The 22505-nt window shown below is 75.4% G+C and carries 24 protein-coding genes; 11 read left to right on the top strand and 13 right to left on the bottom strand.

Going from position 1 to position 22505, the window contains the following annotated elements; translation table 11 throughout:
• Together ABD345_RS37045 and ABD345_RS37040 are read right to left on the bottom strand one after the other, a co-directional pair.
• Positions 1-848, bottom strand: an 848-nt coding sequence (locus tag ABD345_RS37045; protein WP_344558824.1) for a M56 family metallopeptidase, incomplete at its 3' end; no start/stop codon positions are given.
• Positions 845-1213 carry a BlaI/MecI/CopY family transcriptional regulator gene (locus ABD345_RS37040; protein WP_344558822.1) on the bottom strand — a complete coding sequence of 123 codons (369 nt, stop codon included), beginning with the start codon at positions 1211-1213 and terminating at the stop codon, positions 845-847. The genes ABD345_RS37045 and ABD345_RS37040, both read right to left, overlap by 4 nt.
• 185 nt (positions 1214-1398) lie before the next feature.
• Between ABD345_RS37040 and ABD345_RS37035 the strand changes: the two genes are divergently transcribed.
• The 5 genes from ABD345_RS37035 (at position 1399) to ABD345_RS37015 (ending at position 6039) form a co-directional block, all read left to right on the top strand.
• Positions 1399-2037: a phosphatase PAP2 family protein gene (locus ABD345_RS37035; protein ID WP_344558820.1), complete on the top strand. Its 639-nt coding sequence runs from the start codon at positions 1399-1401 to the stop codon at positions 2035-2037.
• Between the two features lie 118 nt (positions 2038-2155).
• On the top strand, positions 2156-2668 hold the full coding sequence (locus ABD345_RS37030; RefSeq protein WP_344558818.1) for a pyridoxamine 5'-phosphate oxidase family protein: 513 nt from the start codon (positions 2156-2158) through the stop codon (positions 2666-2668).
• A 115-nt stretch (positions 2669-2783) separates the two neighbouring features.
• A complete protein-coding gene (locus tag ABD345_RS37025; RefSeq protein ID WP_344558816.1) occupies positions 2784-3905 on the top strand; it encodes a TIGR03364 family FAD-dependent oxidoreductase in 1122 nt (373 codons plus the stop codon).
• Between the two features lie 116 nt (positions 3906-4021).
• Entirely contained in the window at positions 4022-4705 is a 684-nt protein-coding gene (locus ABD345_RS37020) for a phosphonatase-like hydrolase (RefSeq protein WP_344558814.1), read from the top strand.
• A 92-nt stretch (positions 4706-4797) separates the two neighbouring features.
• Complete coding sequence (locus tag ABD345_RS37015) at positions 4798-6039, top strand: glycoside hydrolase family 3 N-terminal domain-containing protein (protein WP_344558812.1); 1242 nt, start codon at positions 4798-4800, stop codon at positions 6037-6039.
• A 45-nt stretch (positions 6040-6084) separates the two neighbouring features.
• Here the strand turns inward: ABD345_RS37015 and ABD345_RS37010 are convergent, their stop codons facing one another.
• The 8 genes from ABD345_RS37010 to ABD345_RS36975 form a co-directional block, all read right to left on the bottom strand.
• On the bottom strand, positions 6085-6639 hold the full coding sequence (locus ABD345_RS37010) for a DUF6584 family protein (RefSeq protein WP_344558810.1): 555 nt from the start codon (positions 6637-6639) through the stop codon (positions 6085-6087).
• 64 nt (positions 6640-6703) lie between these two features.
• Entirely contained in the window at positions 6704-7231 is a 528-nt protein-coding gene (locus ABD345_RS37005) for a DUF6584 family protein (RefSeq protein WP_344558808.1), read from the bottom strand.
• A gap of 59 nt (positions 7232-7290) precedes the next feature.
• Positions 7291-7611, bottom strand: a complete 321-nt coding sequence (locus tag ABD345_RS37000; RefSeq protein ID WP_344558806.1) for a DMT family transporter — start codon at positions 7609-7611, stop codon at positions 7291-7293.
• Positions 7611-8273 (bottom strand): HAD family hydrolase, encoded by a 663-nt coding sequence (locus ABD345_RS36995; protein WP_344558804.1) that lies wholly within the window; start codon positions 8271-8273, stop codon positions 7611-7613. Before ABD345_RS36995 ends, ABD345_RS37000 begins: the two co-directional genes overlap by 1 nt.
• 212 nt (positions 8274-8485) lie before the next feature.
• On the bottom strand, positions 8486-9565 hold the full coding sequence (locus ABD345_RS36990) for an ABC transporter ATP-binding protein (protein WP_344558802.1): 1080 nt from the start codon (positions 9563-9565) through the stop codon (positions 8486-8488).
• Between the two features lie 22 nt (positions 9566-9587).
• Positions 9588-10412, bottom strand: a complete 825-nt coding sequence (locus ABD345_RS36985) for an ABC transporter permease (protein ID WP_344558798.1) — start codon at positions 10410-10412, stop codon at positions 9588-9590.
• Positions 10400-11356, bottom strand: a complete 957-nt coding sequence (locus ABD345_RS36980) for an ABC transporter permease (protein ID WP_344558797.1) — start codon at positions 11354-11356, stop codon at positions 10400-10402. Before ABD345_RS36980 ends, ABD345_RS36985 begins: the two co-directional genes overlap by 13 nt.
• An 8-nt stretch (positions 11357-11364) precedes the next feature.
• Entirely contained in the window at positions 11365-12540 is a 1176-nt protein-coding gene (locus ABD345_RS36975) for an ABC transporter substrate-binding protein (RefSeq protein WP_344558796.1), read from the bottom strand.
• A gap of 322 nt (positions 12541-12862) precedes the next feature.
• Here ABD345_RS36975 and ABD345_RS36970 point away from each other — a divergent pair, with 322 nt between their 5' ends.
• The gene (locus ABD345_RS36970; protein WP_344558795.1) at positions 12863-13630 is read left to right on the top strand and encodes a GntR family transcriptional regulator; all 768 of its coding nucleotides are present in this window, start codon (positions 12863-12865) and stop codon (positions 13628-13630) included.
• Positions 13631-13749: 119 nt separating this feature from the next.
• Here ABD345_RS36970 and ABD345_RS36965 read toward each other — a convergent pair whose 3' ends face one another.
• On the bottom strand, positions 13750-13953 hold the full coding sequence (locus ABD345_RS36965) for a hypothetical protein (protein WP_344558794.1): 204 nt from the start codon (positions 13951-13953) through the stop codon (positions 13750-13752).
• Between the two features lie 112 nt (positions 13954-14065).
• Between ABD345_RS36965 and ABD345_RS36960 the strand changes: the two genes are divergently transcribed.
• Positions 14066-16339: a PP2C family protein-serine/threonine phosphatase gene (locus ABD345_RS36960; RefSeq protein WP_344558793.1), complete on the top strand. Its 2274-nt coding sequence runs from the start codon at positions 14066-14068 to the stop codon at positions 16337-16339.
• Here ABD345_RS36960 and tmpA read toward each other — a convergent pair.
• Positions 16336-17955, bottom strand: a complete 1620-nt coding sequence (gene tmpA, locus ABD345_RS36955; RefSeq protein ID WP_344558792.1) for a 2-trimethylaminoethylphosphonate dioxygenase — start codon at positions 17953-17955, stop codon at positions 16336-16338. The genes ABD345_RS36960 and tmpA overlap by 4 nt on opposite strands.
• A 140-nt stretch (positions 17956-18095) precedes the next feature.
• Between tmpA and ABD345_RS36950 the strand changes: the two genes are divergently transcribed.
• Positions 18096-18773: an SMI1/KNR4 family protein gene (locus ABD345_RS36950; RefSeq protein WP_344558791.1), complete on the top strand. Its 678-nt coding sequence runs from the start codon at positions 18096-18098 to the stop codon at positions 18771-18773.
• Positions 18774-18780: 7 nt separating this feature from the next.
• On the opposite strand, the gene ABD345_RS36945 is transcribed toward ABD345_RS36950, so the two are convergent.
• A complete protein-coding gene (locus tag ABD345_RS36945; RefSeq protein ID WP_344558790.1) occupies positions 18781-19863 on the bottom strand; it encodes a pyridoxal-phosphate-dependent aminotransferase family protein in 1083 nt (360 codons plus the stop codon).
• Positions 19864-19982: 119 nt separating this feature from the next.
• On the opposite strand from ABD345_RS36945, the gene ABD345_RS36940 reads away from it, so the two are divergent.
• The 3 genes from ABD345_RS36940 (at position 19983) to ABD345_RS36930 (ending at position 22183) form a co-directional block, all read left to right on the top strand.
• Positions 19983-21068 carry an amidohydrolase family protein gene (locus ABD345_RS36940; RefSeq protein WP_344558789.1) on the top strand — a complete coding sequence of 362 codons (1086 nt, stop codon included), beginning with the start codon at positions 19983-19985 and terminating at the stop codon, positions 21066-21068.
• 76 nt (positions 21069-21144) lie between these two features.
• Complete coding sequence (locus tag ABD345_RS36935) at positions 21145-21669, top strand: hypothetical protein (protein WP_344558788.1); 525 nt, start codon at positions 21145-21147, stop codon at positions 21667-21669.
• Positions 21670-21703: 34 nt separating this feature from the next.
• On the top strand, positions 21704-22183 hold the full coding sequence (locus tag ABD345_RS36930; RefSeq protein WP_344558786.1) for a hypothetical protein: 480 nt from the start codon (positions 21704-21706) through the stop codon (positions 22181-22183).
• The last annotated feature ends 322 nt before the right edge of the window (positions 22184-22505 follow it).

Raw genomic sequence — 22505 nt, 5'->3', positions numbered from 1 at the left:
CCGAGGGCGGGGGCGGTGAGCACGGCGCGGTCGCGGCGGGGGACGGGGCCGGTGGTGGCGGCGGGGGCGGGGCGGGGGCGGGGGGCGGCGGGGGTGCGGGCGGTGGCCAGGGCGGCGCGGCCGATCGCGCGGGCGGTCAGGGCGCGGTCGCCGACCTCGGCGGCGGCGCACTCGTCGGCCCAGCGCTCCAGGTGGTAGCCGAGGGCGGGGCGCAGCGGTCGCAGGGCGGGGTGGCAGGCGGCGGCGTACTCGGCGGCGGCCAGCAGGAGGTGGTGGCGGCCGGCCAGGTGGGCGCGTTCGTGGGCGAGCAGGGCGGTGCGTTCGGGGCCGGTGAGGGCGGCGAGCATGCCGGTGGTGGTGACGATCCGGGGCGGGCGGCCGGGGAGGGCGTAGGCGTCGGCGCGGTCGTCGGTGAGGACGGTGAGGGCGGGGACGGCCGGGCCGGGGCGGCGGACCAGCGCGCGCAGGCCGGCCGGGGCGTCGCCGGTGGCGGCGCGGGCGCGGCGCAGGTCGGCGTACTGGTGGCGGGCGGTGCGGGCGGCCAGCGCGGTGGTGGCGAGCAGGGCGGTCGCGGCGACGGCGGCGGCGGGCACCCATTCCAGGTCGGAGAGTTCGCCGGGGTGCCAGTGCGCGGGGGAGAGGTGGGCCAGGGCGGCGCCGTAGGGCAGGTGGAGCAGGCCGGTGACGGTGAGCAGGCCGAGCGAGGCCAGGGTGGCGGTGCCGAGGGCGACGGCGGTGGCGGCCAGGGTGAGGGCGGCGGCGCGCGGGGCGAGCTGCTCGGCGAGCCGGCGGGCGAGCGGGGCGGCCAGCAGGGGCAGCAGCAGCGGGGCCCAGACGGCGATCGTCACGGTTGCTCCCCGAGCAGGTCGCGCAGCAGGCGCTCGTCCTCGTCGGAGAGGTCGGAGACGAAGCGGGCGAGCACGGTGGAGCGGTCGCGGCCGCGTTCGAGTTCGGTGCGCATCCGGCGGGCGGCGAGGCCGTCGGCGTCCTGGACGGTCGGGGTGTAGGCGAAGGCGCGGCCGGTCTTGGTGCGGGCGACGGTGCCCTTCTCGTGCAGCCTGGCCAGGATGGTGGCGACCGTGGTGCGGGCCAGGTCGGCGGTGATGGCCTGCTGGACCTGCTGGGGGGTGAGCGGGCCGGCGGCGGCCCAGAGGGCGGCCAGGACCTGGGCTTCCAGTTCCCCCGCGGGCCGACGGGCGGGCGTGTCCGTCATGTCGCGCGAACCTCCGGGATTCGTCTACAGTCCTGTCGACGTCTACAGCACTGTAGACGTTGGGGTGCGTCCCCGCGTGGACGCCCCCCAACGTAACGGGAGGTCCGCCAACCTTGCCCCTGATCCCGTCCTCCGGAGCCGCGAGTGAACCGTTCACCTCGCCCGTTCTGGTACATGTTGTCCCTGTGATCCCGAATGTTCATCCCCCCGCCCGCCTGCTCGCCTACGACGGCAGCGGCATCGACGGCGGCCTCTACACCCGGGTCACCGGGTGGGCCGCGTCCGCACCGCACTGGTTCGACGAGCTCGTCAAGCAGTGGTCCGCCCTCGGCCTCGCGGTGTTCGCGCTGCTGATGCTGTGGGCCTGGTGGCGGGCCCGGGCCGCCGATTCGGTGGTGATGGCCCGGGTGCTGGCCTCGCCGCTGGTCGTGGTGGTCGCGTACCTGGTCAACTCGGTGCTCAAGTCGCTGGTCGAGGAGGTCAGGCCGTGCCAGCAGCTCCCCGCCACGGTGCCGCTGGAAGCCTGCCCGCCGCCCGGTGACTGGTCGTTCCCCAGCAACCACACGGTGGCCGCCTTCGCCGCCGCCGCCGCGCTCTGGTACGCCGACCGCCGGATCGGCTGGATCGCGCTGCTGGCCGCCGTGCTGATGGGCGCCTCCCGGGTCTGGGTCGGCGCGCACTACCCGCACGACGTGGTGGTCGCCGCCCTGGTCGGCGTCCTGGTGGCGCTCCCGCTGGCGGCGCTGGCCGGCCGGGCCGCGCCCCTGGTCGACCGGCTGCGCACCGGGCCGCTGGGCCCCGTGCTGGGGGCCGGAACGGCCTGAGCGAGTAGGGCGGACCGGCCCCTTGTGCGGCCGCGCCGGGCGGGGGGAGCATGTGAGCCGGGCAGGGGTGACCCCCGCCCGGCTCGCTTTTTCCTGCAGCTCCGCGGAGGGACGCGCCATGCCGTACCGACTCGACGTCATCCAGGGGAACTGGCCCGCGGACGAGCTCGGGAAGGGGGTGGAGGGCCTGCTCGCGGACAGCACGGTGCTCAGCCTGGCCACCGCCGGCCACGAGCGCGGGCCGCACGCCAACCTGGCCTTCTACGCCTTCGACTCCGACCTGGTGCTGTACTTCGTCAGCGAGCGCTCCACCCGGCACAGCCTGCACCTGGCCGAGGAGGCCAGGGCCGCCGCCACCGTCCACCTGCCGCCGCCCGCGTTCGGCGAGCAGCTGCGCGGCGTCCAGCTCACCGGCGGTGCGGGCGAAGCCTGGGGCCGGCAGGCCGAGGCGGCGCTGGCGGCGTACCGCGGCCGCTACCCGGAGTTCGCCGCCGACCCCGAGGTGGCCGCCCAGTTCCTGGAGGGCCGGGGCGCGGCCGCGCTGTACCGCTTCCAGGTGGAGGAGCTGACCGCCGTGGACGAGCCGCGGTTCGGGCGGCGCGAGTACCTGCACGCGCGCGTCCTGCGCTGAGGCGGGCCGGGCGGGGGCGAGGTGGCCAGGTTGTATGGACAACTCTTGCGGGCGGTTCACGTCCGCGACGGGAGTCCGACGACTGGCGGCCACCTCGGCGCCCCAGCCTGTCCGCATGAGAGTCATCGTCGTAGGAGCGGGCGTGCTGGGCACCATGCACGCCTGGCAGGCCGTCGAACGCGGCCACGAGGTCGTCCACCTGGAACGCGAGAGCGAGGCCCGCGGCGCCTCCGTCCGCAACTTCGGCCTGGTCTGGGTCAGCGGCCGCGCCGCCGGGGCGGAACTGGACACCGCGCTGCGCGCCCGCGAACTGTGGGAGGAGATCGGCGCCCGCGTCCCCGGCCTGTGGTTCCGGCCCAACGGCTCGCTCACCCTGGCCCGCACCCCCGCCGAACTCGCCGTCGCCGAAGCCGCGCTGAAGCTCCCCGACGCCGGGGCCCGCGGCTACCGGCTGCTCGACCCCGCCGAGGTCCGCGCCCTCAACCCCGCGCTGCGCGGCGAGTACCTGGCCGGCCTGCACTGCGCCCGGGACGCCGCCGTCGAACCCCGCACCGCCCAACCCGCGCTGCGCGCCGCGCTGGAGGCCACCGGCCGCTACGTCTTCCGGCCCGGACGCGAGGTCCGCGAGCTGGTCGGCGAGCGCGCCGTCCGCGACGACCACGGGCAGCTGCACGAGGGCGACCTCGTCCTGCTGTGCACCGGCGCCTGGCTCGGCGGACTCGTCCGCGAACTCGCCCCCGAGCTGCCGGTGCGCCGGGTCCGCCTCCAGATGATGCAGACCGACCCGCTCGGCGAGACCCTCACCACCTCCGTCGCCGACGGCGACTCCTTCCGCTACTACCCGGCCTTCGCCGGCCCCGAGCTGGACGCCCTGCGCGCCGGACAGCCGCAACCGGCCGTCGCCGCGGAGCACCGGATGCAGCTGCTCATGGTGCAGCGGCGGGACGGCGGGCTCACCGTCGGCGACACCCACGAGTACGACCAGCCGTTCGGCTTCGACGTGGTCGAGGACCCGTACGACCACCTCGCCGACGTCGCCCGGGGCCTGCTCGGCCGCCCGCTGCCCCGGATCCGCCGCCGCTGGGCCGGGGTCTACGCCCAGTGCACCGACCCGTCGCTGGTCGTGCACCGGCAGCGGCTCACCGACGGCGCCTGGCTGGTGACCGGGCCGGGCGGGCGCGGGATGACCTGCTCGCCGGCGATAGCCGCCGACACGGCGGACGCGGCGGGGCTGTGAGCCGGGCCCAAGGGCACGCGGCAGCACGGACTTTCCGGTGGGATCCGGCCGGCAGCAGCTCGGACCCGCCGTTCCCCGGGCCCCTGGGCCCGTTCCCCTACACAGAGGCTGAAGACATGACCACGCACGATGTGACCCTGGTGGTGCTCGACATGGCGGGCACCACGGTCGTCGACGACGGGCTGGTGGAGCTGGCCTTCGCCGCCGCCGCGCGTTCGCAGGGGGTGGAGACCGGGAGCGCCGAGCACGCCGCGATGCTGGCGCACGTGCGGGCCACCATGGGGGAGTCGAAGATCTCGGTGTTCCGGCACCTGTTCGGGGACGAGGACCGGGCGCAGGGGGCCAACCTGGTGTTCGAGGCGGCGTACGAGGGCCTGGTCGACCAGGGGCGCTGCGAGGCGCTGCCGGGCGCGGCCGAGGCGATCGCCGAACTGCGCGGGCAGGGGCGGAAGGTGGTGCTCACCACCGGGTTCTCCCGCAGCACGCAGGACCGGATCCTGGACGCGCTGGGCTGGCGGGAGGTCGCCGACCTGACGCTCTGCCCGGCGGACGCCGGCCGCGGCCGCCCGTACCCCGACCTGGCGCTCACCGCGCTGCTGCGCACCGGCACCGACTCGGTGCGGCAGGTCGCGGTGGCGGGGGACACCGGCTACGACATGCTCACCGGTGTCCGGGCCGGCGCCTCGGTGGTGGCCGGGGTGCTCACCGGTGCGCACGACGAGGCCCGGCTGCGGGCGGACGGCGCCACCCACGTGCTGGCCTCGGTCGCCGAACTGCCCGGGCTGCTGGCCGCCCGCTGACGGCCCGTCGGTCCGGCCGCCGCACGGCCCCGGCGACGCCCCGGGGCCGTGCGGTACTGGTTCGCGCCGCTTTTGCGTGCTTATCTGATGGCATGTTGCGGTCACTGCGTTCGCTCGGAGTGCTCACCCTCGGCCTGACGCTGCTCACCGGCTGCGGCTCCTCCGGCAACGGCGGCAGCGCCCCGTCCGGCACCTCCTCGTCCCCAGCGCCGAGCCCCACGCCGACGCCCAGCCCGTCCCCGACGCCCAGCCCCACGCCCACGCCCACGCCGACCCCGAGCCCGACGCCCACGCCCGAGCCGTCCAGCGCCACGCCCACCGGCGGGGTCAGCGACGCGCGGCTCGCCGGGCAGCGGATCGTCTACTCGTACCCCGGCACCACCGTCCCCGACACGCTGCTCCAGCGGGTCCGCGAGGGCCGGGTCGCCGGAGTGATCTTCTTCGCGGAGAACGTGGGCACCGACGCGACCGCGCTGCGCACCGCCGTCGACCGCCTGCGGGAAGCGGCCGGGCAGAGCCCCGACCCGCACCCGCTGCTGCTGATGACCGACCAGGAGGGCGGACTCGTCCGGCGGGTGCCCGGCGGGCCCGCGCAGTCCGCCAAGGACGTCGGCCGCTCCGCCGACCCGGTCGCCGCCGCCACCCGCACCGGCGGCGAGGCCGCCGCCGCGCTCAGCCAGTACGGCCTCAACCTCAACCTGGCGCCCGTCCTGGACGTCTACCGCACCCCCGGCGACTTCGCCGACTCCGCGCAGCGCTCCTACAGCACCGACCCCGCCGTGGTCGGCAGGCTCGGCTCCGCCTTCCTCAAGGCCCAGCAGGGCGCCGGGGTCGCCGCCACCGCCAAGCACTTCCCCGGCCTCGGCAGCGCCCCCGCCGGCGCCAACACCGACGAGCAGGCCGTCACCCTGAACGTCTCGCTCAACCAGCTGCGCAGCGTGGACGAACGCCCCTACCGGGACGCGATCGCCGCCGGCGTCAAGCTGGTGATGTTCTCCTGGGCGGTCTACCCCGCGCTCGACCCCGACGCCCCCGCCGGGATGTCCGGCACCGTCGTCCGCGACGAGCTGCGCGGCCGGCTCAACTACGACGGCGTCACCATCACCGACGCGATCGAGGCCAAGGCCCTCGACCCGGTCGGCGGCACCGCGAAGCGCGCCCTGGCCGTCGCCCACGCCGGCGTCGACCTGCTGCTCTGCTCCGGCCGGGACGTCGCCCAGGGCGACGCGGCCGCCGCCGCGCTCAGCTCCGCGCTCGGCTCCGGGGAGCTCGACCGGGCGGACTTCACCGCCTCCGCGAACCGGGTGGACGCGCTCCGGGGATCCCTCAAGTAGCTTCTTGGGGTGAGGAGTTCGGGCCGCTGCTCGGCGGGCGGGGGATCAGACGACCAGGCTGAGGAGGCCCATCAGCCCGATCACCACGACGATCAGCGCCATGGTGAGGTCGAAGGCGGCCACGGCGGCGGAGGGCTCCGGGCCGCTGCCGGGGGGCATGTAGCGCGGCGGTGCGGGCGGCGGTGGCGGGAGGGGCGGGGCGGGGGTCTCGGTGGTCGCGGCGTCCTCGGGGTGGTCGGGCCAGTCGGGGGCGGTGCCGGTGGCCTGGTGGTGCAGCGCGGCGAGGCGCTGGCGGGCCAGCGGGGTGGACGGCGGGTTGTGCGCCGGGTCGGGCCAGCGGAGCAGTTTCAGGCGGTGGGCCGGGGCGGGGTGGCGGTCCTCGAAGCAGGCGAGGGTGGCCGGGGTGAGCGCCTCGTCCAGGTAGTCCCAGCGGCCCCGCTCCGCCCACGAGGCGTAGGTGTAGGCGTCGGCCAGCCGGTGACGGATCGCCAGGTCGGTCGGGTAGCTGGAGACCAGCCCGAGCAGGCGCAGCCGGGCCTGGCGGCCCCGGCCCTCCCGCAGTTCGGCCTCGGCCTTGGCCAGGGTGGATTCGACGCTCATGGCCCCGGATCGTCGCCGTTCGGCGGAGCGGGCGTCAAACGGAATCCGGGCCGGGCGGCCGGGGTCAGCAGATCCAGCCGAGGACGGTGACCAGGCCGACCACGGACAGCGCGAGTACCAGCAGCAGGACGGCGGCCAGGATGACCAGGAACCAGGCGTCGTCCTCGCCCTCGCCCCCGTCCCCGTCCTCGGCGACGGTGTCCGGGGAGTCGTCCCGGCCCGCCCAGGTCAGCGGCCGGCCGCAGGCCGCGGAGGCCGCCTCGCGCAGCGCGGCCAGCCGGGCCCGGGCCGTCGCGGTGGCGGCCCGCGACTCCGGGTGGTGCCAGCGCAGCGCCCGCATCCGGCGCAGCGGGTCGGCGTACCGGGCCTCGAAGGCCGCGGTCTCGGCCGGGTCGGCGGACTCGTCCAGGTAGTTCCAGCGGCCCGCCTCGGCCGCGTCCCCGTACAGGCGGTAGACGGCGGCCAAGCGGTGGCGGGCCGTCAGGTCGGTCGGGTGGGTGCCGATCAGGCTGCGCAGCCGCTGGCGGGCCAGCGGCACCCGGCCCGCGGCGAGGTCGGCCTCGGCCCGGGCCAGGACGGTGTCGATCGGCATGTCGGGATCGTCGCGGACCGGAAGCACCGGGTCAACCGGGTTCCGGCCGGCCGGGGCCGTCAGTGGCCGGAGCGCAGGTTGAGCAGCACCACGCCGGCGATCACCAGCGCGAGGCCGCACCACTGGAGGCGGCCCAGCGACTCGCCGAAGCAGGACGCGCCGATCGCCGCGACGGCGGCCGTGCCCGCGCCCGACCAGACCGCGTACGCCACCGAGACCGGGATGTGCTTGAGCGCCCGCCCCAGCAGGGCGAAGGACAGCGCGTAGCCGACCGCGACGGCCAGGCTCGGCCACAGCCGGGAGAAGCCGTCGGTGAGCTTGAGCAGGCTGGTCGCGCAGACCTCACCGGCGATCGCCAGGGCGAGCAGGAGGTACGGCATCAGGACGCGGCGAGGGCGGCCAGGAAGGGGAGGTCGGCCCGCTCCAGGCTGTCCAGCACGGTGGTGCCCGCGACGGCCGGGATCGGCACGGCGGACGGCACCGCCAGCACCGGGCAGCCCGCGGCCCGGGCGGAGGCCACCCCGGTCGGGGTGTCCTCGACGGCCACGCACGCCGCCGGGGCCAGACCCAGCCGCTCGGCGGCGGCCAGGTACGGGTCCGGGGCGGGCTTGGTGCGCGGGGTGTCCTCGGCGGCGAGGGTGGTGGCGAACCGGTGCGGGGCCAGGGCGGCCAGGACGAGGTCGACCACCCGGCGGGGGGACGCCGAGACCAGGGCGGTCGGAACGCCGGCGGCGCGCAGCGCGGCCAGCAGCGCGAGGGCGCCGGGACGCGGGACGATCTGCGCCCCGACCTTCGCGGCGAAGGTCTCGTTCAGGTGCTCCACCAGGTCGGCCTCCGGCCGCGAGGTGCGGCTGCTGCGGTGCAGGTGGGCGGCGGTGTGCTCGACGGCCCGGCCGAGGACGTCCGGCAGGTCGGCGTCGGTGAGCGTCAGGTCCAGTTCGGCGGCGAGTTCGGCCGCGGCCTGCCACCACAGGTGCTCGGTGTCGACCAGGGTGCCGTCCATGTCGAACAGGACGGCGGCGGGGCGGGGCGCTGCGGGCATGGCGGTACCTCTTGACGTAGGGGGAAGGGAGAGCACCGCCAGGGGCTCGGGGAACGGCGAGGCCGTGGCTGTTGGCGGTTCACTGGCGCCCAGCGCGTGGGCTTCTGGTTCTGTTTACTACACGCAGCAGCACGGACCTTCGATGGGCTCCGGCCGTCAGCAGCACGGACTCGCCGTTCCCCGAGCCCCTGGTTCGTCCCCCTCCGCCGTTCTCAGGCCCGGTCGACCAGGACCGGGCGGTCCGGGAGGGTGAGGGCGGCGCGGGAGCCGAGGGGGAGGGTGGCGGCGGCTTCGGTGGGGAGGTCGGACTTGAGCTCGGTGCCGTCGGGGAGGCGGACGGTGAGCCGGGTGACGGCGCCGAGGAAGGAGGCGGCGACGACCAGCGCGGTGCCGTCCTCGGCGGGGGTGAGTGCGACGTGCTCGGGGCGGACCAGGACGTGCAGGTCGCCGTCGGCGGGGAGGTGGCCGTCCACGGGGTGGCGGCGGCCGAGCACCTCGACCCCGCCGTCGGCGGTGCGCGAGCACGGCACGCGGCTCATGGTGCCGACGAACTCGGCGACGAACGCGGTGGCCGGCCGGGCGTACAACTCCGAAGGGGCGGCGCACTGTTCGAGGCGGCCGGCGCGCAGGACGGCGACCCGGTCGGCCATCGAGAGGGCCTCCTCCTGGTCGTGGGTGACGAACAGGGTGGTGATGCCGAGTTCCTGCTGGAGGCGGCGGATCTCCTCGCGCAGCGCGAGCCGGACTTTCGCGTCCAGGGCGGAGAGCGGTTCGTCGAGCAGCAGGACGCGCGGCTGCAGGGCGAGCGCGCGGGCCAGCGCGATCCGCTGCTGCTGGCCGCCGGACATCTGGTGCGGGTAGTGCGCGGCGCGCTGCGGGAGGCCGACGAGTTCCAGCAACTCCTGGGCGCGGCGCTGCCGTTCGGCCTTGCCGACGCCGCGCATCCGCAGGCCGAAGGCGACGTTGTCGGCGGCGGTGAGGTGCGGGAAGAGGCTGTAGGACTGGAAGACCATGCCGGCGTCGCGGCGGTGCGCGGGGATCCGGGTGATGTCCTCGCCGTCGACCAGCACCTCGCCGGAGTCGTGCGTCTCGAAGCCGGCCAGGATCCGCAGCGCGGTGGTCTTGCCGCAGCCGGACGGGCCGAGCAGGGCGAGCAGTTCGCCGGGGCGGACGGTCAGGTCGAGGCCGTCCAGGGCGGTGGTGGTGCCGAACTGCCGTCGCAGCGAACGGAATTCGACGGTGGCGCTGCCGGTGGCGGCGTCCTTGGCGAGGGGGACGGTGGCGGTGCTCATGGGTGGCGGTCTCCGGGGCGGGTCAGGGGGTGGCGGTCTTGTGGCGGCGCTCGCGGCCGGCGGCGGCCAGCAGGAGCAGCAGCACCCAGGTGATCAGCAGGCTGAGCACGGACACCGCGACGGACATCTGCCCCCGGCTGTTGCCGACCGAGTAGATCCACACCGCGAAGGGCTGGTAGCCGAGGATCGAGGCGGTGGTGAACTCGCCCAGCACCAGCGCCAGGGTGAGGAAGGCGGCGTTCAGCAGGGCGCCGCGCAGGTTCGGCACGATCACCGAGAGGACGGCCCGCGGCCAGGAGGCCCCGCAGTTGCGGGCGGCCTCGACCAGGGTGCGCACGTCCACGGCGCGCAGCCCGGAGTCCAGGGCGCGGTGGGCGAGCGGCAGGGCCATCAGGACGTACGCGACGACCAGGACGAGCGGGAACTCCGGCTGCTGGACGAACACGAAGGTCTGGAAGAACGGGGTGTCCATCAGGTGGTCGGGGCCCCAGCGCAGCACGCCGATCAGGCCGGCGGTCAGCGCGACCGGCGGCACCACCAACGGGAGGGTGCAGACCACTTCGAGCACCGGGCGCAGTTTCGGCGCGCCGATCCGGACCGCGATCATCGCGGGCACCAGCAGGAGCAGCAGCACCACGACGGTGACGGCGGCGAGCTCCAGGGTGAGCACCAGGCTGTCGGTGAAGCCGGGGGCGGAGAGCAGGCCGGTGTAGGCGTCGAAGGAGAGGCCGTCGGCGTCGTCGATCGAGAACCAGACCGAGGCCGCCATCGGGACCAGGAAGTACAGGCCGGCCGGCAGCAGGACGGCGGCGCGCCACAGCCGGGGGCGGGAGGTCAGCTGAGCCATCGGGCACTCCGGCGCTGGAGGGGCAGGTAGACGGCCATCACCAGGGCGGCGACGACGATCATGTCGAGGCTGAGCGCCAGCGCCAGGTTGCCCTGGCCGACCAGCACGTTGCCGGACAGCGCGTCGGCGATCTGCCGGCTGATCAGCGGGACGGTCGCGCCGACCATCGCGGCGGCGGTGGCGTACGCGGCGAACGCCGAGCCGAACAGCAGCACGAAGCCGCCGAGCAGCGAGGGGAACAGGATCGGCAGCGCCACGTGCCGCCAGTACTGCAGGGCGGTGGCCCGGTTGTTCCGGGCGGCCTCGCGCCACTGCACCCGCAGGCCCTCCAGGGCCGGGGTGATGGTGAGCACCATCAGCGGCACCAGGAAGTACAGGTAGGTGACGGCCAGGCCGGTGAAGCTGTACAGCGACCAGCCGTGGTCGGTCAGGTGGAACACCTTCGTCACCTCGCCCGCGTTGCCGAGGGTCGCGACGAAGGCGAACGCCAGCGGCAGGCCGCCGAAGTTGGCGAGCACGCCGGAGGCGGTCAGCACCGCCTCGCGCAGCAGCCGGAACCGGGAGGTCAGCACGGCCTGGGCGATCGGGACGCCGAGCACGGTGCCGACCAGCGCGGTCAGCGCGGACAGCTTCACGCTGGAGAGCAGCGCCGTCCAGTACGCCCCCTGCACCGAGTCGGTCAGGTTGGCGGTGGTGAAGGAGCCGGCGCCGGTCTCAGCGTCGCTGGAGACGGTGAACGCGCCGGTGACGATGGCGACGGCGGGCAGGCCGAAGCCGACCAGGAAGAAGGCCAGCAGCGGCACGGTGGCCAGCCAGGCGCCGCCGCGCGGGCGGCGGCGGGCGGGGCGCGGGGCGGGGGAGGCGGTGGCGGTGCCGGGGGCGCCCGGGCCGCCGCTGGGGTCAGCGGCGGCCGGGGCCGGCACCGGGGTGGGGGCCGTGGTCATGTCGGTGATCAGCCCGCGATGGCCTTGGCCCAGTTGTCGGTCAGGACCTTCTTGGCCGCGTCGACCTGCTCCGAGCTCGGGAAGGTGGTGAACGGCTTCTCGACGGTGGGCAGCTTGGCCGCGGCGGTGGCGTCCAGGGTGCCGTCGGCCTTCATCGCGTCGAACAGCGCCGGGGTGGCGTAGCCGCCCAGGAAGCCGTTCTGGCCCTCGGCCGAGTACAGGTACTCCATCCACAGGCGGGCGGCCGCCGGGTGCGGGGCGTCCTTGTTGATCGCCTGGTTGTAGTACTGGGCGTAGGAGCCGTCGGACGGGACGGCGACCTGCCAGTCGATGCCCTTGCCCTTGAACTCGTCGGTGTAGCCCGCGTTCAGGTACGACCAGTCGATCGAGATCGGGGTCTCGCCCTTCTCGATGGTGGCCGGGGTGGACTCGACCGGGTTGAAGTTGCCGGACTGCTTCAGCTTGGCGAAGAAGTCGATGCCGGGCTGGATGTCGTCCAGCGAGCCGCCGTTGGCCAGCGCGGCCGCGTACACGCCGCCGAACGCCGAACCGGACTTGGTCGGGTTGCCGTTCAGCGCGACCTGGCCCTTGTACTCGGGCTTGAGCAGGTCGGCGAAGGTCTTCGGGCAGGTGGCGACCTTCTTGGCGTCGCAGCCGATCGAGACGTAGCCGCCGTAGTCGTTGACCCGCAGGCCGTCCGCGTCCTTCATGGTGGCGGGGATCTTGTCGAAGCCGGCCACCTTGTAGGGGGCGAGGATGCCCTCCTTGGCGGCGGAGAGCGCGAACGCCGAGCCCAGGTCGAGGGTGTCGGGGGCGCGGTCCTGGCCCTTGCGGGACTTGACCGCGTTGATCTCGTCCTGGCTGGAGCCGTCCGGGTTCTCGTCCTCGATCTCGATGCCGTACTTCGCCTTGAAGTCGTCCATCAGCTTGCCGTAGTTGGCCCAGTCGCGCGGGAGGGTGATGACGTGCAGCTTGCCCTCCTTCTTCGCGGCGGCCACCAGGCCGTCCATGCCGCCGAAGTCGGCCAGCGAGGTCGCGGTCCTCGCGTTCACCGTGCCGCCGCCGGCCTTGGCGACCTCGCCGGACCCGGCGGACGAGCCGGCGGAGCCGCAGGCGGTGAGGGAGAGCGCGGCAGCGGTCAGCACGGCCGCGAGGGCGGCGGCGCGGTGGCGGTGCACGGTCACGGGAGGGTCTCCTGGAGGAAGTGGAGCTGCAGAGATCACGAGGGGGGCGCGCGGTGCCGCGCGGGTGTTCGGTGCGCGGCGCGGCCGGTTGTCCGGCCAAGTTGGCCAGCCAACTTCCGGCGCCAGGAGCAAGTACGCCCGAGGGCGGTGACGGGAAGGTGAACGGACGGCCCAGGCCGGGGGTCGGCTGCGGGAACGGTCGCGGGAGCGGTCGCGCCCGGGTCCGGGGCCGCCGCGGGCAGCGGCTACAGTCAGTGGTGTACGCGCGGTCACGCGCAGGGCACGGCCCAATCTCCTTACCAGCCAAGGGAACTCGACGCACGTGGCACTCGACCAGGACCGCGCCGCCGGCTCGCTCTACCGCAAGGTGGCCGCCGACCTGCGCGAAGCGATCACCTCCGGCTCGTTCGGCGAGGCCGGGCGGCTGCCGGCGGAGGGCGCCCTCGCCGAGCAGTACGGCGTCTCCCGCGGCACCGTCCGGCAGGCCCTGGCCATGCTGCGCGCCGACGGGCTGGTCACCTCCCGGCGCGGCACCCGCCGGGTCGTCCTCGGCAGCGCCCGCGTCCAGTCCTTCTCCGAACTGCTCTCCTTCACCCACTGGGCCCGCTCGATGGGCGAGGAGCCCGGCGGCCGGCTCGAATCGCTGATCCGCCGCCCCGCCGACGCCGCCGAACGCGAGCAGCTGCGCCTGGAACCCGGCACCGAGGTCTACGTGACGCTGCGGCTGCGCACCCTCTCCGGCACCCCGGTGATGGTCGAGCGCACCGTCTACCCGCCCCGGGTCGGCGAGTTGGTCGCCCAGCTGCCGCCCGACGTGGTCTCGCACACCGAACCCCTGCGCGAGCACGGCATCCTGTTCACCGACGCCGACCACACCATCGACGTGGTCGCCGCCAACGCCGACGACGCCCGCCTGCTCACCTGCCGCCGGGGCAGCCCGCTGCTGCGCGAGAAGCGCCGCACCACCGACCCCACCGGCACCCCCGTCGAGTGGTCCCAGGACCGCTACCTGCCCGGCACCGTCGCCTTCTCCATCCACAACTCGCTGGCCTCGTCCGCCCTTTCGCGGCACGCCCGGGACGACGACTGACGGCTCCCACCGGAGGGGCGGATGACGGCGCCGGTCGAGATCGACCTGACGGCGGCGCTGCCGGGCTACGGTTCGTCCGACGATTCCCGCCGCGCGCGACGCGAATGCTCCGGAAGGCTTCAGGCCCGGGACAGCACCGTCTCCGTCCAGCGCCTCAACTCACCCAGCAGGGAAGTCAGTCGGCGGACCCCGCCCGGGAAGGCGGGCAGCAGCAGGACCGCGGGGACGCAGGCCGCCGTCGCCAGGACGACGGGGAGCAGGGCCAGGGCGACGATGACCGCGCGCTGACAGGCGGCCAGGGCGCGGACGGCTTCAGGGAACATCAAGTGGCCTTTCGCTGCGGGTTGTTGCGGATTTCTCCTACTCTTCGAGACGGGCCGGGCGTTGCGCCAGACGCAACGGATTGCCGATGCCCGGCAACGGAAAGGGCCGCCGATGACACTCGAACTGCCGGGCGGAGAGCCCGAGGTGGCGGCCCTGACCGCCTTCCTGGATCAGCTCTTCCGGGCCCTCGGCGTCTCGCTCACCCGCTACGCCGCCCGTTGCAACCGGGACAAGGGCAGCGTCTCGCGCTACCTGAGCGGGGCCCGGATCGCCCCGAAGGACTTCGTCGACGAGCTGCTGCGCGAAGTCGCCGCGACCACTGGGCAGTCGGTCGCGCCGGACGTCCGGGAGCACGCCCACCGGCTGCGGATGGCCGCGTTGCGGGTGCGCAACGCGGCCCGGCACGAGGTGGAGGAACTGCGCGACCGGCTCGGCGCGGCCGAGCGCGAACTCCGGCTGGCGGACGTCAGGGAGCGGCACCTGCTGCGCTCGCTGGAGGCCACCGAGGCGCAGGCCGCGCAGGCCGAACAGCGCTACCGGCAGCTGGAGGCCGACCGGGCCGCCGCCCGCTACGAGACCGGGCCCGGCGCTCTCGACCGCCGCCCGGACGCTGCCGGGGCCGCCTACGCGCGCGAGGAACTGCGCGAACTGAAACAGGAGTTGGACCTGTTGCGGGCCGAACTCGGCCGGGCCCAGGCGCTGCGCCACGACGCGGAGGAGCAGTGCGTCCGGCTGGAGGCCAGGCTGCTCGCCGCGGAAGCCGCCCTCGCCACCCAACGCGCCCGCCACGAACGCGAGTTCGACTACCGGGCCGAGCTGGAGTCGCCCGCGGCGGTGCTCGCCCGGGAGTTCGGCCGGACGGTCGGCACCGGGGCCGACCCGGAGGCCACCGCCGCCGAGCTGTGCGCGGTGTTCGTCCCCGGCTGGGCCGCCGCGGCCGCCGTCGAGGTGCGGGCGGCGTTCGTCGAGGAGGACGGCGTCCCCGACGCCTGGACCCCCGACGGGGTCGTCCTGCGCCGGCTCGGCACGGCCGGGGCGGCCGGGGGCGTGGGGGACGGCCGCGACCGGGCCGTGGTTCCCCGCGCACAGGCCGAGCGGATCCTCCGGGAGGGCGTGCCGGTGCACGCCGAAACGCCCGAAGGCCCGGTGCTGGCACTGCCGCTGGCCGTCCGGGGCGAGGTGTTCGGCGTGCTCCGGCTGTTCGGCGGCACGGGCGGCGGCGGGGCGCGGACGGCGTACGGGCGGGCCGAGGCCGAACTGCTGGCCGGACTGGCGGAGCGCGGGGCGCTGCTGCTGGACAGCGCCCGGCTGCACCGGGCGGAGGCCCGGCTGGCCCGGGCGCTCCAGCGGTCGATGATCCCCGACACCCTGCCGGACACGCCCTGGGTCCGGCTGGCACACCGCTTCCGGCCGGGCAGCCACCGGGACGGGGCGGGCGGCGACTGGGTCGACGCGATCCCGCTGCACGGTAACCGGACCGCCCTGGTGGTCGGCGCCGTGCTCGGCCACGGCCTGCCCGCCGTCCAGGCGATGAGCCGGCTCCGGGCGGGGGTGCAGGCCTTCACCCTGCTGGACGTGCCCCCCGCCCGGCTGTTGCGGTACCTGGACGACCTGGCCCGGCGCCTGGGCGACGACCATCTCGCCACCTGCCTGTACGCCGTCTACGACCCGGTCGCCCGGACCTGCGAACTCGCCACGGCCGGCCACCTGCCGCCCGTCCTGCTGCACCCCGGTGGCGGATCCGCCGAGGTGGACCTGCCCACCGGCGCCCCGATCGGCGTCGGCGGCGTCCCGTTCACCGCCCGCACCATCGAGGTGCCGGACGGCTCCGCGCTGGTGCTCTGCACCGGGCGCCAGGTCGAACTGGCCGCCCACTGCGCCGGGTTGACCGGGACCGGCTGGCCGCCCCGGCAGCTGCTCGACTTCGCCTTCGAGGCGCCCGGCGCGGTCGAGCACCGGGACGACCTCGCCGTGCTGATCGCCGCGTTCGACGGCGCCCCGCAGGTGAAGGAGGAACGCTACGAGATGCTGCCCCGGCCGGTGGAGGTGCCGCTGCTCCGGCGGCTGGTGCAGCGGCGGCTCGCCTCCTGGGGGCTGGAGTCCGTCGCCGGTACCGCCGCGCTGCTGGTGAGCGAGCTGGTCACCGACGCGGTGGCGACGGCGCAGGAGGTGATCGGGCTGCGCCTGCTGTGGACCGACCGGCTGCTGGTCGAGATCACCGACGACCACCGCGAACTCCCCGTCCTGCGGACCGTCGACCCGCTCGCGGAGGAGGGGGCCGGCCGGGGCCTGCTGCTGCTGGACAGGCTCGCCGACCGGTGGGGGGCCGAGCACCGTTTCCTCGGCCGGAAGATCTGGTTCGAGCTGTCGCCGAAGGCCGGCTAGCGCCGCGGTGGGGCGAAGGCCGACTGGTGCATCGACTCCATGAGCAGCGGCCGGAATTCGGCGAACGACGGGATCGGTGCGGACGGGTCCTTGGCGGCCTCGTCCCAGCGGCGGACGGTGACCGCGTCGGCGCCGAACGGGTGGGCGGCGAAGGCGGCCGCCTCGTCCGGGGTCATCGGGCCGCCCTGGACGGCCAGGGTGTGGACCGAGGCGGGGGAGAGGCGGTCGGCGTAGCCGGGCTCGGCGGTGCACAGGTAGCGCTTGGCCTCGACGTGCAGGCGGACCGGCTCGGTGACGGCGGGTGGGAAGTACGGGGCCAGCCGGGCGGCCGCGCTCTCGCCGTGGCGGTTGTCGGTGCCCGCCATCAACTCCCGCCCGCTGCCCCGGAAGTGGCCGATGTCGTGCAGCAGGGCGGCGGCCACCAGGGCGGGCGGGGCGCCCGCCGCGCGGGCCAGGGCGGCGGCCTGCAGCATGTGGGCGGCCAGCGTGACGGCCTCGCCCAGGTACTCGCCGGAGCCCTCGCCCTCGAACAGCGCCTCCAGTTCGTCCAGGACGGCGGTGCCGCGGCGCAGCACGGCGAGGGTGGAGGAGAGCGAGTCCAGGTCGGCGTAGCAGCCCTGCAGGTGGCGGTGGCCGCCGGTGCCGTCGCCGGGCTCGAAGGCGGTGCGGGCGTGCAGCAGCCGGGTGTTGTCGAGGACCAGGCAGTCGCCGGGGGCGAGCCGGAAGTCCAGCCGCAGCTCCGGGCGCAGGACGATCGCGGCGAAGCGGCGGTACGCGGCGTAGAAGGCGTCCAGTTCGGCCGGGTCCAGGGCGGACAGCGCGGCGGTGCGGGTGGAGCGGTCGTTGAACCGGACCTCGCGGATCGCGCCGCGCGGGTCGAGGCCGATCAGCGGCCGCTCGGCGGTGAGTTCGGTGCCCCGGTCGCGGTAGCGGAACGGCACCGGCGTGCGGGCCAGCACCGCGAAGGCGGCCGGGTCCTGCTCGCGCAGCAGTGCGGCCGCCCGGAAGCCGTCCACCAGCCCGGAGTCGCCGCCCGCGCAGTCGTTGCGCAGGCAGTGCAGCAGTTGCAGGGTGGGCACCGGGTCGCGGTACGGGTTGTCGGTGTGCGGGGCGATGGCGGCGCTGGTGAAGGCCAGGTTCGCCGGGTCGGGCTCCACCCGGACGTCGAACAGCTCGCCGTAGTTGGTCTCCCGGACGTACCCGAAACTCCGTGCCACCCGCAGTACTCGGCGCTCCTCGGCCGGGACGCCCCGGAGTAGCGCGAAACCGGAGCGCAGGACGGCCGCCAGCACCGCCGTCCGCTCCTCCGGGTCGGCCAGGTACGCCGCCCAGTCGGCCTCGGGCAGGCCACGGGCGAAGTCGGCGGCCTGCCAGAGCCGTTTGGCGTGCTCGGTGCGCTCGTCCGGCCCGGCGGGCGCGTCCCACCCGGCCGGGTAGTGCGAGCGGTGGCCGTCGGACCAGCGCACCGTCAGGCCGGCGGCGTCCTCGGCCGTCTCGACGGCGGTCAGGCCGTCCGGCAGGTCGCCGATCCGGAACAGCTTCTGCCCGCCGCGCGGATCGCGGCAGTCGGCGCACGGGCAGTTGTCGCGCAGCCAGTACGGATGGGGCACGGACATCGGATCAGCCTCCAGTTGTACAGCCAACTTCGCGGGGGCTGCCCAGCCAAGACCGCCCGGACGACCACCGCCCGCCCGCCCGGTGAACGGCGGGCCACCGGCGGCCGAACCCTGTCCGCACCCGTGGCTACCCTGCCCGCATGACGCTCGACCTCCCCCGCGACCTGCCCGCCGCGCTCACCGACCGCACCGCCGCCTGGCGGCTGATCGCCGACCTCGCCGCCTTCTGGAACGCCCCGCTGCAACCCGGCGACGGCCGCACCGACGCCGAACTCGACGCCGCCGAAACCAGGTTGGGCCTGCGCCTGCCCGCCGCCCTGCGCGAGGCCCACCTGTTGATCGGCAACCGCCCCGACCTCACCAGCAACCACGACACCCTGCTGCCGCCCGAGGAGCTCCACGTCGAGCGGGACCACCTGGTCTACCGGGTGGAGAACCAGGGCTGCGCCTACTGGGGCGTCCCGCTCGCCGCCCTCGACCAGGACGACCCGCCGACCGCCGTCTGGCCGGACGCCGCCGACCCGGAGACCACCCCCTGGACGGCCAGGCTCTCCGTCGAGCTCCTGGCCGTCGTCCTCACCGAACCGCTGCTCGACCAGGAGGCGTACACCGACGCCGGTGAGGTCGACCCCGCCGACCTCACCGACTGGACCGCCCTGCCGCAGCTGTACGAACCCGGCGTCGACACCCACCTCTTCGCCCGCCCGGACGCCCTGCTGGTCGTCCAGGGCGGCTCCTGGACGGCGATGCGGGCGGTCAGCGGAGAAGTGCTCGACGAGCTGTGCGAGCAGCTGCCGGTGTCCTGGCTCAACTACTGACGGACCGTCAGATCGCCTGCTCCCACGCCTCGGTGGCCGCGGTGACCGCCGGGGCGGCCGGGGTGTCGGTGGCCTGGGCGAGGAGTTCCAGGGTGGCGATGACGGTTTCCGGGGTGGCGGCCGGGCCGTAGTGGTTGAGGCGGAGCATGGTGGTGGCGAGCGGGCCGCCGCCGGCCTGGACGGGCAACTGCGGGGCGTGGCGGCGGAGTTCGGCGGCCAGGTCGGCGGCGTTGAAGCCCTCGGCGGTGCGCAGGGTGGTGGCGACCGGGGCGGCGTGCTCGGGGAGCCGGACGTAGGGGGTGAGGGTGCCCAGGGCGAGGGCGCCCGCGCGGGTGGCGGCGGCTGCGGCGCGGTGCCGGGCGATCACCGCGTCCAGCGTCTCGGCCTCGATCGCGGCCAGGCACTCCTCCAGCGCGAGCATCTCCAACTGGGCCGGAGCGTGCGGCAGTTGGGTGCGCCCGGCGTCCGTCCAGCGCTCCTTCCAGTCCAGCAGGGAGAGGTAGGAGCGGCGCGGCGCGGCCGGGTTCGCGGCGATCCGCTGCCAGGCGCGCTCGCTCACCGACACCGCCGAGACGCCCGCCGGGCCGCCCATCGCCTTCTGGCCGCCGATCACGCACAGGTCGACGCCCCACTCGTCGGTGAGCAGCGGTTCGGCGGCCACCGAGGCCACCGCGTCCAGCATCAGCAGCGCGCCGTGCTGCCGCACCACGTCGGCGATCTCCGCGACCGGGTTGGTGTTGCCGGTCGCCGCCTCGGCGTGCACCAGCGAGACGAAGTCGATCTCCGGGTGCTCGTTCAGCGCCGCCGCGACCTGGACGGCGCCGACCGCCGAGTCGTACGGCACCGCCAGGTCGACCACCTTCGCCCCCGCGTCGCGCAGCCAGCCGCCGAAGGTCTGCCCGTACGGGCCGGTGACGACGTTCAGCGCGGTCGAACCCGGGTGCGCCGCGCCCTTGATCGCCGCCTCCAGCGGCAGCAGCGCCTCGCCCTGGGTGACGATCACGTCGTTGCGGGTGCGCAGCAGCGCCGCCACCCCGTCCTCGATCGCGGCGAACCGGTCGGTGGTCATCGGGGGAAGGTCGAGCAGCATGCGGGAGGGCCTTTCGGTACGGCGGGGCGCCGGCGGGCCGGCGGGCGGAGGGTGGCCGTCGAACAGTCTGCCCCAGAACGCCCCCGGTCCGGCGGGTGGCGCCGAGTACAGTGCCACGCATGACAGACCGCGTGGTGCTGCACATCAAGGGCCGGGTCCTGGTCGGCCCCGACGACGTCCGGGACGAACTCTGGTCCGTGGACGGGCGGGTGACCTTCGAACGCCCCGCCGCCGAACCCGCCGCCACCCTCACCGGCTGGGCCCTGCCCGGCCTGGTCGACGCCCACTGCCACGTCGGCCTGGACGCGCACGGCGCCGTCGACCGCGACACCAGCGAGAAGCAGGCGCTCACCGACCGGGAGGCCGGCACCCTGCTGATCCGGGACGCCGGATCCGCCGCCGACACCCGCTGGATCGACGACCGCGACGACCTCCCGAAGATCATCCGGGCCGGTCGGCACATCGCCCGCACCCGCCGCTACATCCGCAACTACGCCCACGAGATCGAACCCGGCGACCTCGCCGCCTACGTCGCCGCCGAGGCCCGGCGCGGCGACGGCTGGGTCAAGCTGGTCGGCGACTGGATCGACCGCGGCGTCGGCGACCTCACCGCCTGCTGGCCCGGCGACGCCCTCGCCGAAGCGATCGCCGCCGCCCACGCCGAGGGCGCCCGGGTCACCGCGCACTGCTTCGCCACCGAGTCGCTGCCCGACCTGCTGGCCGCCGGCATCGACTGCGTCGAACACGCCACCGGCCTCACCGAGGACCTGATCCCCGCCTTCGCCGAACGCGGCGTCGCGATCGTCCCCACCCTGGTCAACATCGCCACCTTCCCCCGCCTCGCCGACGGCGGCGAGGCCAAGTTCCCCACCTGGTCCGCCCACATGCGCCGGCTGCACGCCCGCCGCTACGACACCGTCGGCGCCGCGCACGACGCGGGCATCCCGATCTACGTCGGCACCGACGCCGGCGGCTCGCTCGCCCACGGCCTGGTCGCCGAGGAGACCTTCGAACTCACCAGGGCCGGACTCACCCCCGTCGAGGCCCTCGCCGCCACCACCTGGTCCGCCCGTGCCTGGCTCGGCCGCCCCGGCCTCACCGAGGGCGCCCCCGCCGACCTCGTCGTCTACCCGGCCGACCCGCGCGCCGACCTGCGGGTGCTGGCCGCGCCCGCACACGTGGTGCTGAACGGGCGGGTGGTGTGAGCGGGACGCGCGGCGCGGCGTCCGGCGGGGCGCGCGCCGGGCTCCCGTGCGGAAGACGCCCGGGAGCGTTCGCCCGATGACCGGCATGACGGACGAACAGGCGCTCGCCTGGTGGGACGCGCTGCCCGCCGAGACCCGCGAGCGGGTGGACGGGGAGGTGCGGGCGGGCCGGAACGTCCAGGCGGTCAAGCTGCTGCTGGACGTCGACCGGGGCGACCGGCGCGCCGGGGTCGGCATCCACCAGGGCATGGCGATCCTCTCCGCCCGCGTCGCCCGGGTCGGCCCGCCCGCCGCGCCGCCGCAGGACACCGCGGAACTCGTCCGCCGGGCCACCGCGACCGGCGACCGCCTGCTCGCCGTCGAAGCCGTCTGGGCGGGCGACACCGTCCGCGACCGGCACGTCCTGCTGCTCGCGGTCGGCGAGCGCGGCGACCACGTGCTGACCGCGGTGGACGCCGGCACCGCCCGCCACCACGGCAGCACCGTCGCCGCCGCCGCCGACCGGATCGGCCGCGAACTCGCCGCCGCGCTCGGCCTCCCGTTCCACTTCGCCGGCCCCGACGAGCCCGACGACGACGCCCCGCGCGGGCGGTGGCGATGACGGGGACGGCGGCGACGGCGGGGGTGGGGCGGTCGTGACGGAGGGGAAGGCGGCTGCCTGCTGGGAGGCGCTGCCCGCCGAGGTGCGCGAGCGGATCGACGCGGAACTGGCCCTGGAGCGGTACGTCCCGGCGCTCCGGCTGCTGCGCGGGGCGGCGGACGGCATCGGCCTCGTGCTGGGCCGGGAGATCCTCTACTGGCGCCTGCTGCCCGCCCCGCCCGACCCCCTCGCGGACGCCGAGGCGCTCACCGGGCGGGTCGCCGGGGCGGACGCCCCCGTCCTCGCCGTCCGGGCGGCCCGGGCCGGGGCGGGCGTCGAACTGCTGCTGGAGAGCGCGGACGGCAGCCGGGTGCTGACCGCCGTGGACGCCGCCACCGCTGCCCGCTACCTGCGCCCCGGCGAACCGGTCGCCGACGGGGCGCCCGCCGAGGCCGCCGAGGCCGCCGCCGAGTGGCTGGGCCGACAGGCCGCCGCCGCGCTCGGGGTGCCGTTCCACGGGATCGGCGAGGGCTGAACGGGGCGGCATTCCGCCGTGGCGGAAACGGGGAAGCACGGGGGCCGGTCGGTGGTCCTCCGGCTAGTGCCGCGTCAGGCAACCTTTGCCGTGAAGGAGCGGCGTCCGGTGCGTGCTATCGGCGTGCCGGCCGGAAGCCCTCGTACTGGATGTACTTGGGTTTTCGGCCGGTGCGGCGAGAGGGCGTGCCGGGAGTCGCGACGGGCGAAGGTTGCCTGACGCGGCACTAGGGCGCGTATTTGGTCGTGATCAAGTGGCGATTCTGGTGAGGTCCTTGATCCAGATCATCGCGCCTCGAAGGTGGAGGCCGGCGAGGTAGCTC

The sequence above is a fragment of the Kitasatospora saccharophila genome (assembly GCF_039529925.1).
Lineage (GTDB): Bacteria > Actinomycetota > Actinomycetes > Streptomycetales > Streptomycetaceae > Kitasatospora > Kitasatospora saccharophila.
This window is presented reverse-complemented; position numbering and strand designations above follow the sequence as displayed.

Coding starts and splice junctions, on each gene's coding strand:
- ABD345_RS36940 (WP_344558789.1), top strand. CDS start 19,983: ATGACAGACCGCGTGGTGCTGCACATCAAGGGCCGGGTCCTGGTCGGC.
- tmpA (WP_344558792.1), bottom strand. CDS start 17,955: ATGTCCGTGCCCCATCCGTACTGGCTGCGCGACAACTGCCCGTGCGCC.
- ABD345_RS36945 (WP_344558790.1), bottom strand. CDS start 19,863: ATGCTGCTCGACCTTCCCCCGATGACCACCGACCGGTTCGCCGCGATC.
- ABD345_RS36990 (WP_344558802.1), bottom strand. CDS start 9,565: ATGAGCACCGCCACCGTCCCCCTCGCCAAGGACGCCGCCACCGGCAGC.
- ABD345_RS37025 (WP_344558816.1), top strand. CDS start 2,784: ATGAGAGTCATCGTCGTAGGAGCGGGCGTGCTGGGCACCATGCACGCC.
- ABD345_RS37000 (WP_344558806.1), bottom strand. CDS start 7,611: ATGCCGTACCTCCTGCTCGCCCTGGCGATCGCCGGTGAGGTCTGCGCG.
- ABD345_RS36965 (WP_344558794.1), bottom strand. CDS start 13,953: ATGTTCCCTGAAGCCGTCCGCGCCCTGGCCGCCTGTCAGCGCGCGGTC.
- ABD345_RS36950 (WP_344558791.1), top strand. CDS start 18,096: ATGACGCTCGACCTCCCCCGCGACCTGCCCGCCGCGCTCACCGACCGC.
- ABD345_RS36960 (WP_344558793.1), top strand. CDS start 14,066: ATGACACTCGAACTGCCGGGCGGAGAGCCCGAGGTGGCGGCCCTGACC.
- ABD345_RS36980 (WP_344558797.1), bottom strand. CDS start 11,356: ATGACCACGGCCCCCACCCCGGTGCCGGCCCCGGCCGCCGCTGACCCC.
- ABD345_RS37020 (WP_344558814.1), top strand. CDS start 4,022: ATGACCACGCACGATGTGACCCTGGTGGTGCTCGACATGGCGGGCACC.
- ABD345_RS36935 (WP_344558788.1), top strand. CDS start 21,145: ATGACCGGCATGACGGACGAACAGGCGCTCGCCTGGTGGGACGCGCTG.
- ABD345_RS37040 (WP_344558822.1), bottom strand. CDS start 1,213: ATGACGGACACGCCCGCCCGTCGGCCCGCGGGGGAACTGGAAGCCCAG.
- ABD345_RS37005 (WP_344558808.1), bottom strand. CDS start 7,231: ATGCCGATCGACACCGTCCTGGCCCGGGCCGAGGCCGACCTCGCCGCG.
- ABD345_RS36985 (WP_344558798.1), bottom strand. CDS start 10,412: ATGGCTCAGCTGACCTCCCGCCCCCGGCTGTGGCGCGCCGCCGTCCTG.
- ABD345_RS37030 (WP_344558818.1), top strand. CDS start 2,156: ATGCCGTACCGACTCGACGTCATCCAGGGGAACTGGCCCGCGGACGAG.
- ABD345_RS37015 (WP_344558812.1), top strand. CDS start 4,798: ATGTTGCGGTCACTGCGTTCGCTCGGAGTGCTCACCCTCGGCCTGACG.
- ABD345_RS36995 (WP_344558804.1), bottom strand. CDS start 8,273: ATGCCCGCAGCGCCCCGCCCCGCCGCCGTCCTGTTCGACATGGACGGC.
- ABD345_RS37010 (WP_344558810.1), bottom strand. CDS start 6,639: ATGAGCGTCGAATCCACCCTGGCCAAGGCCGAGGCCGAACTGCGGGAG.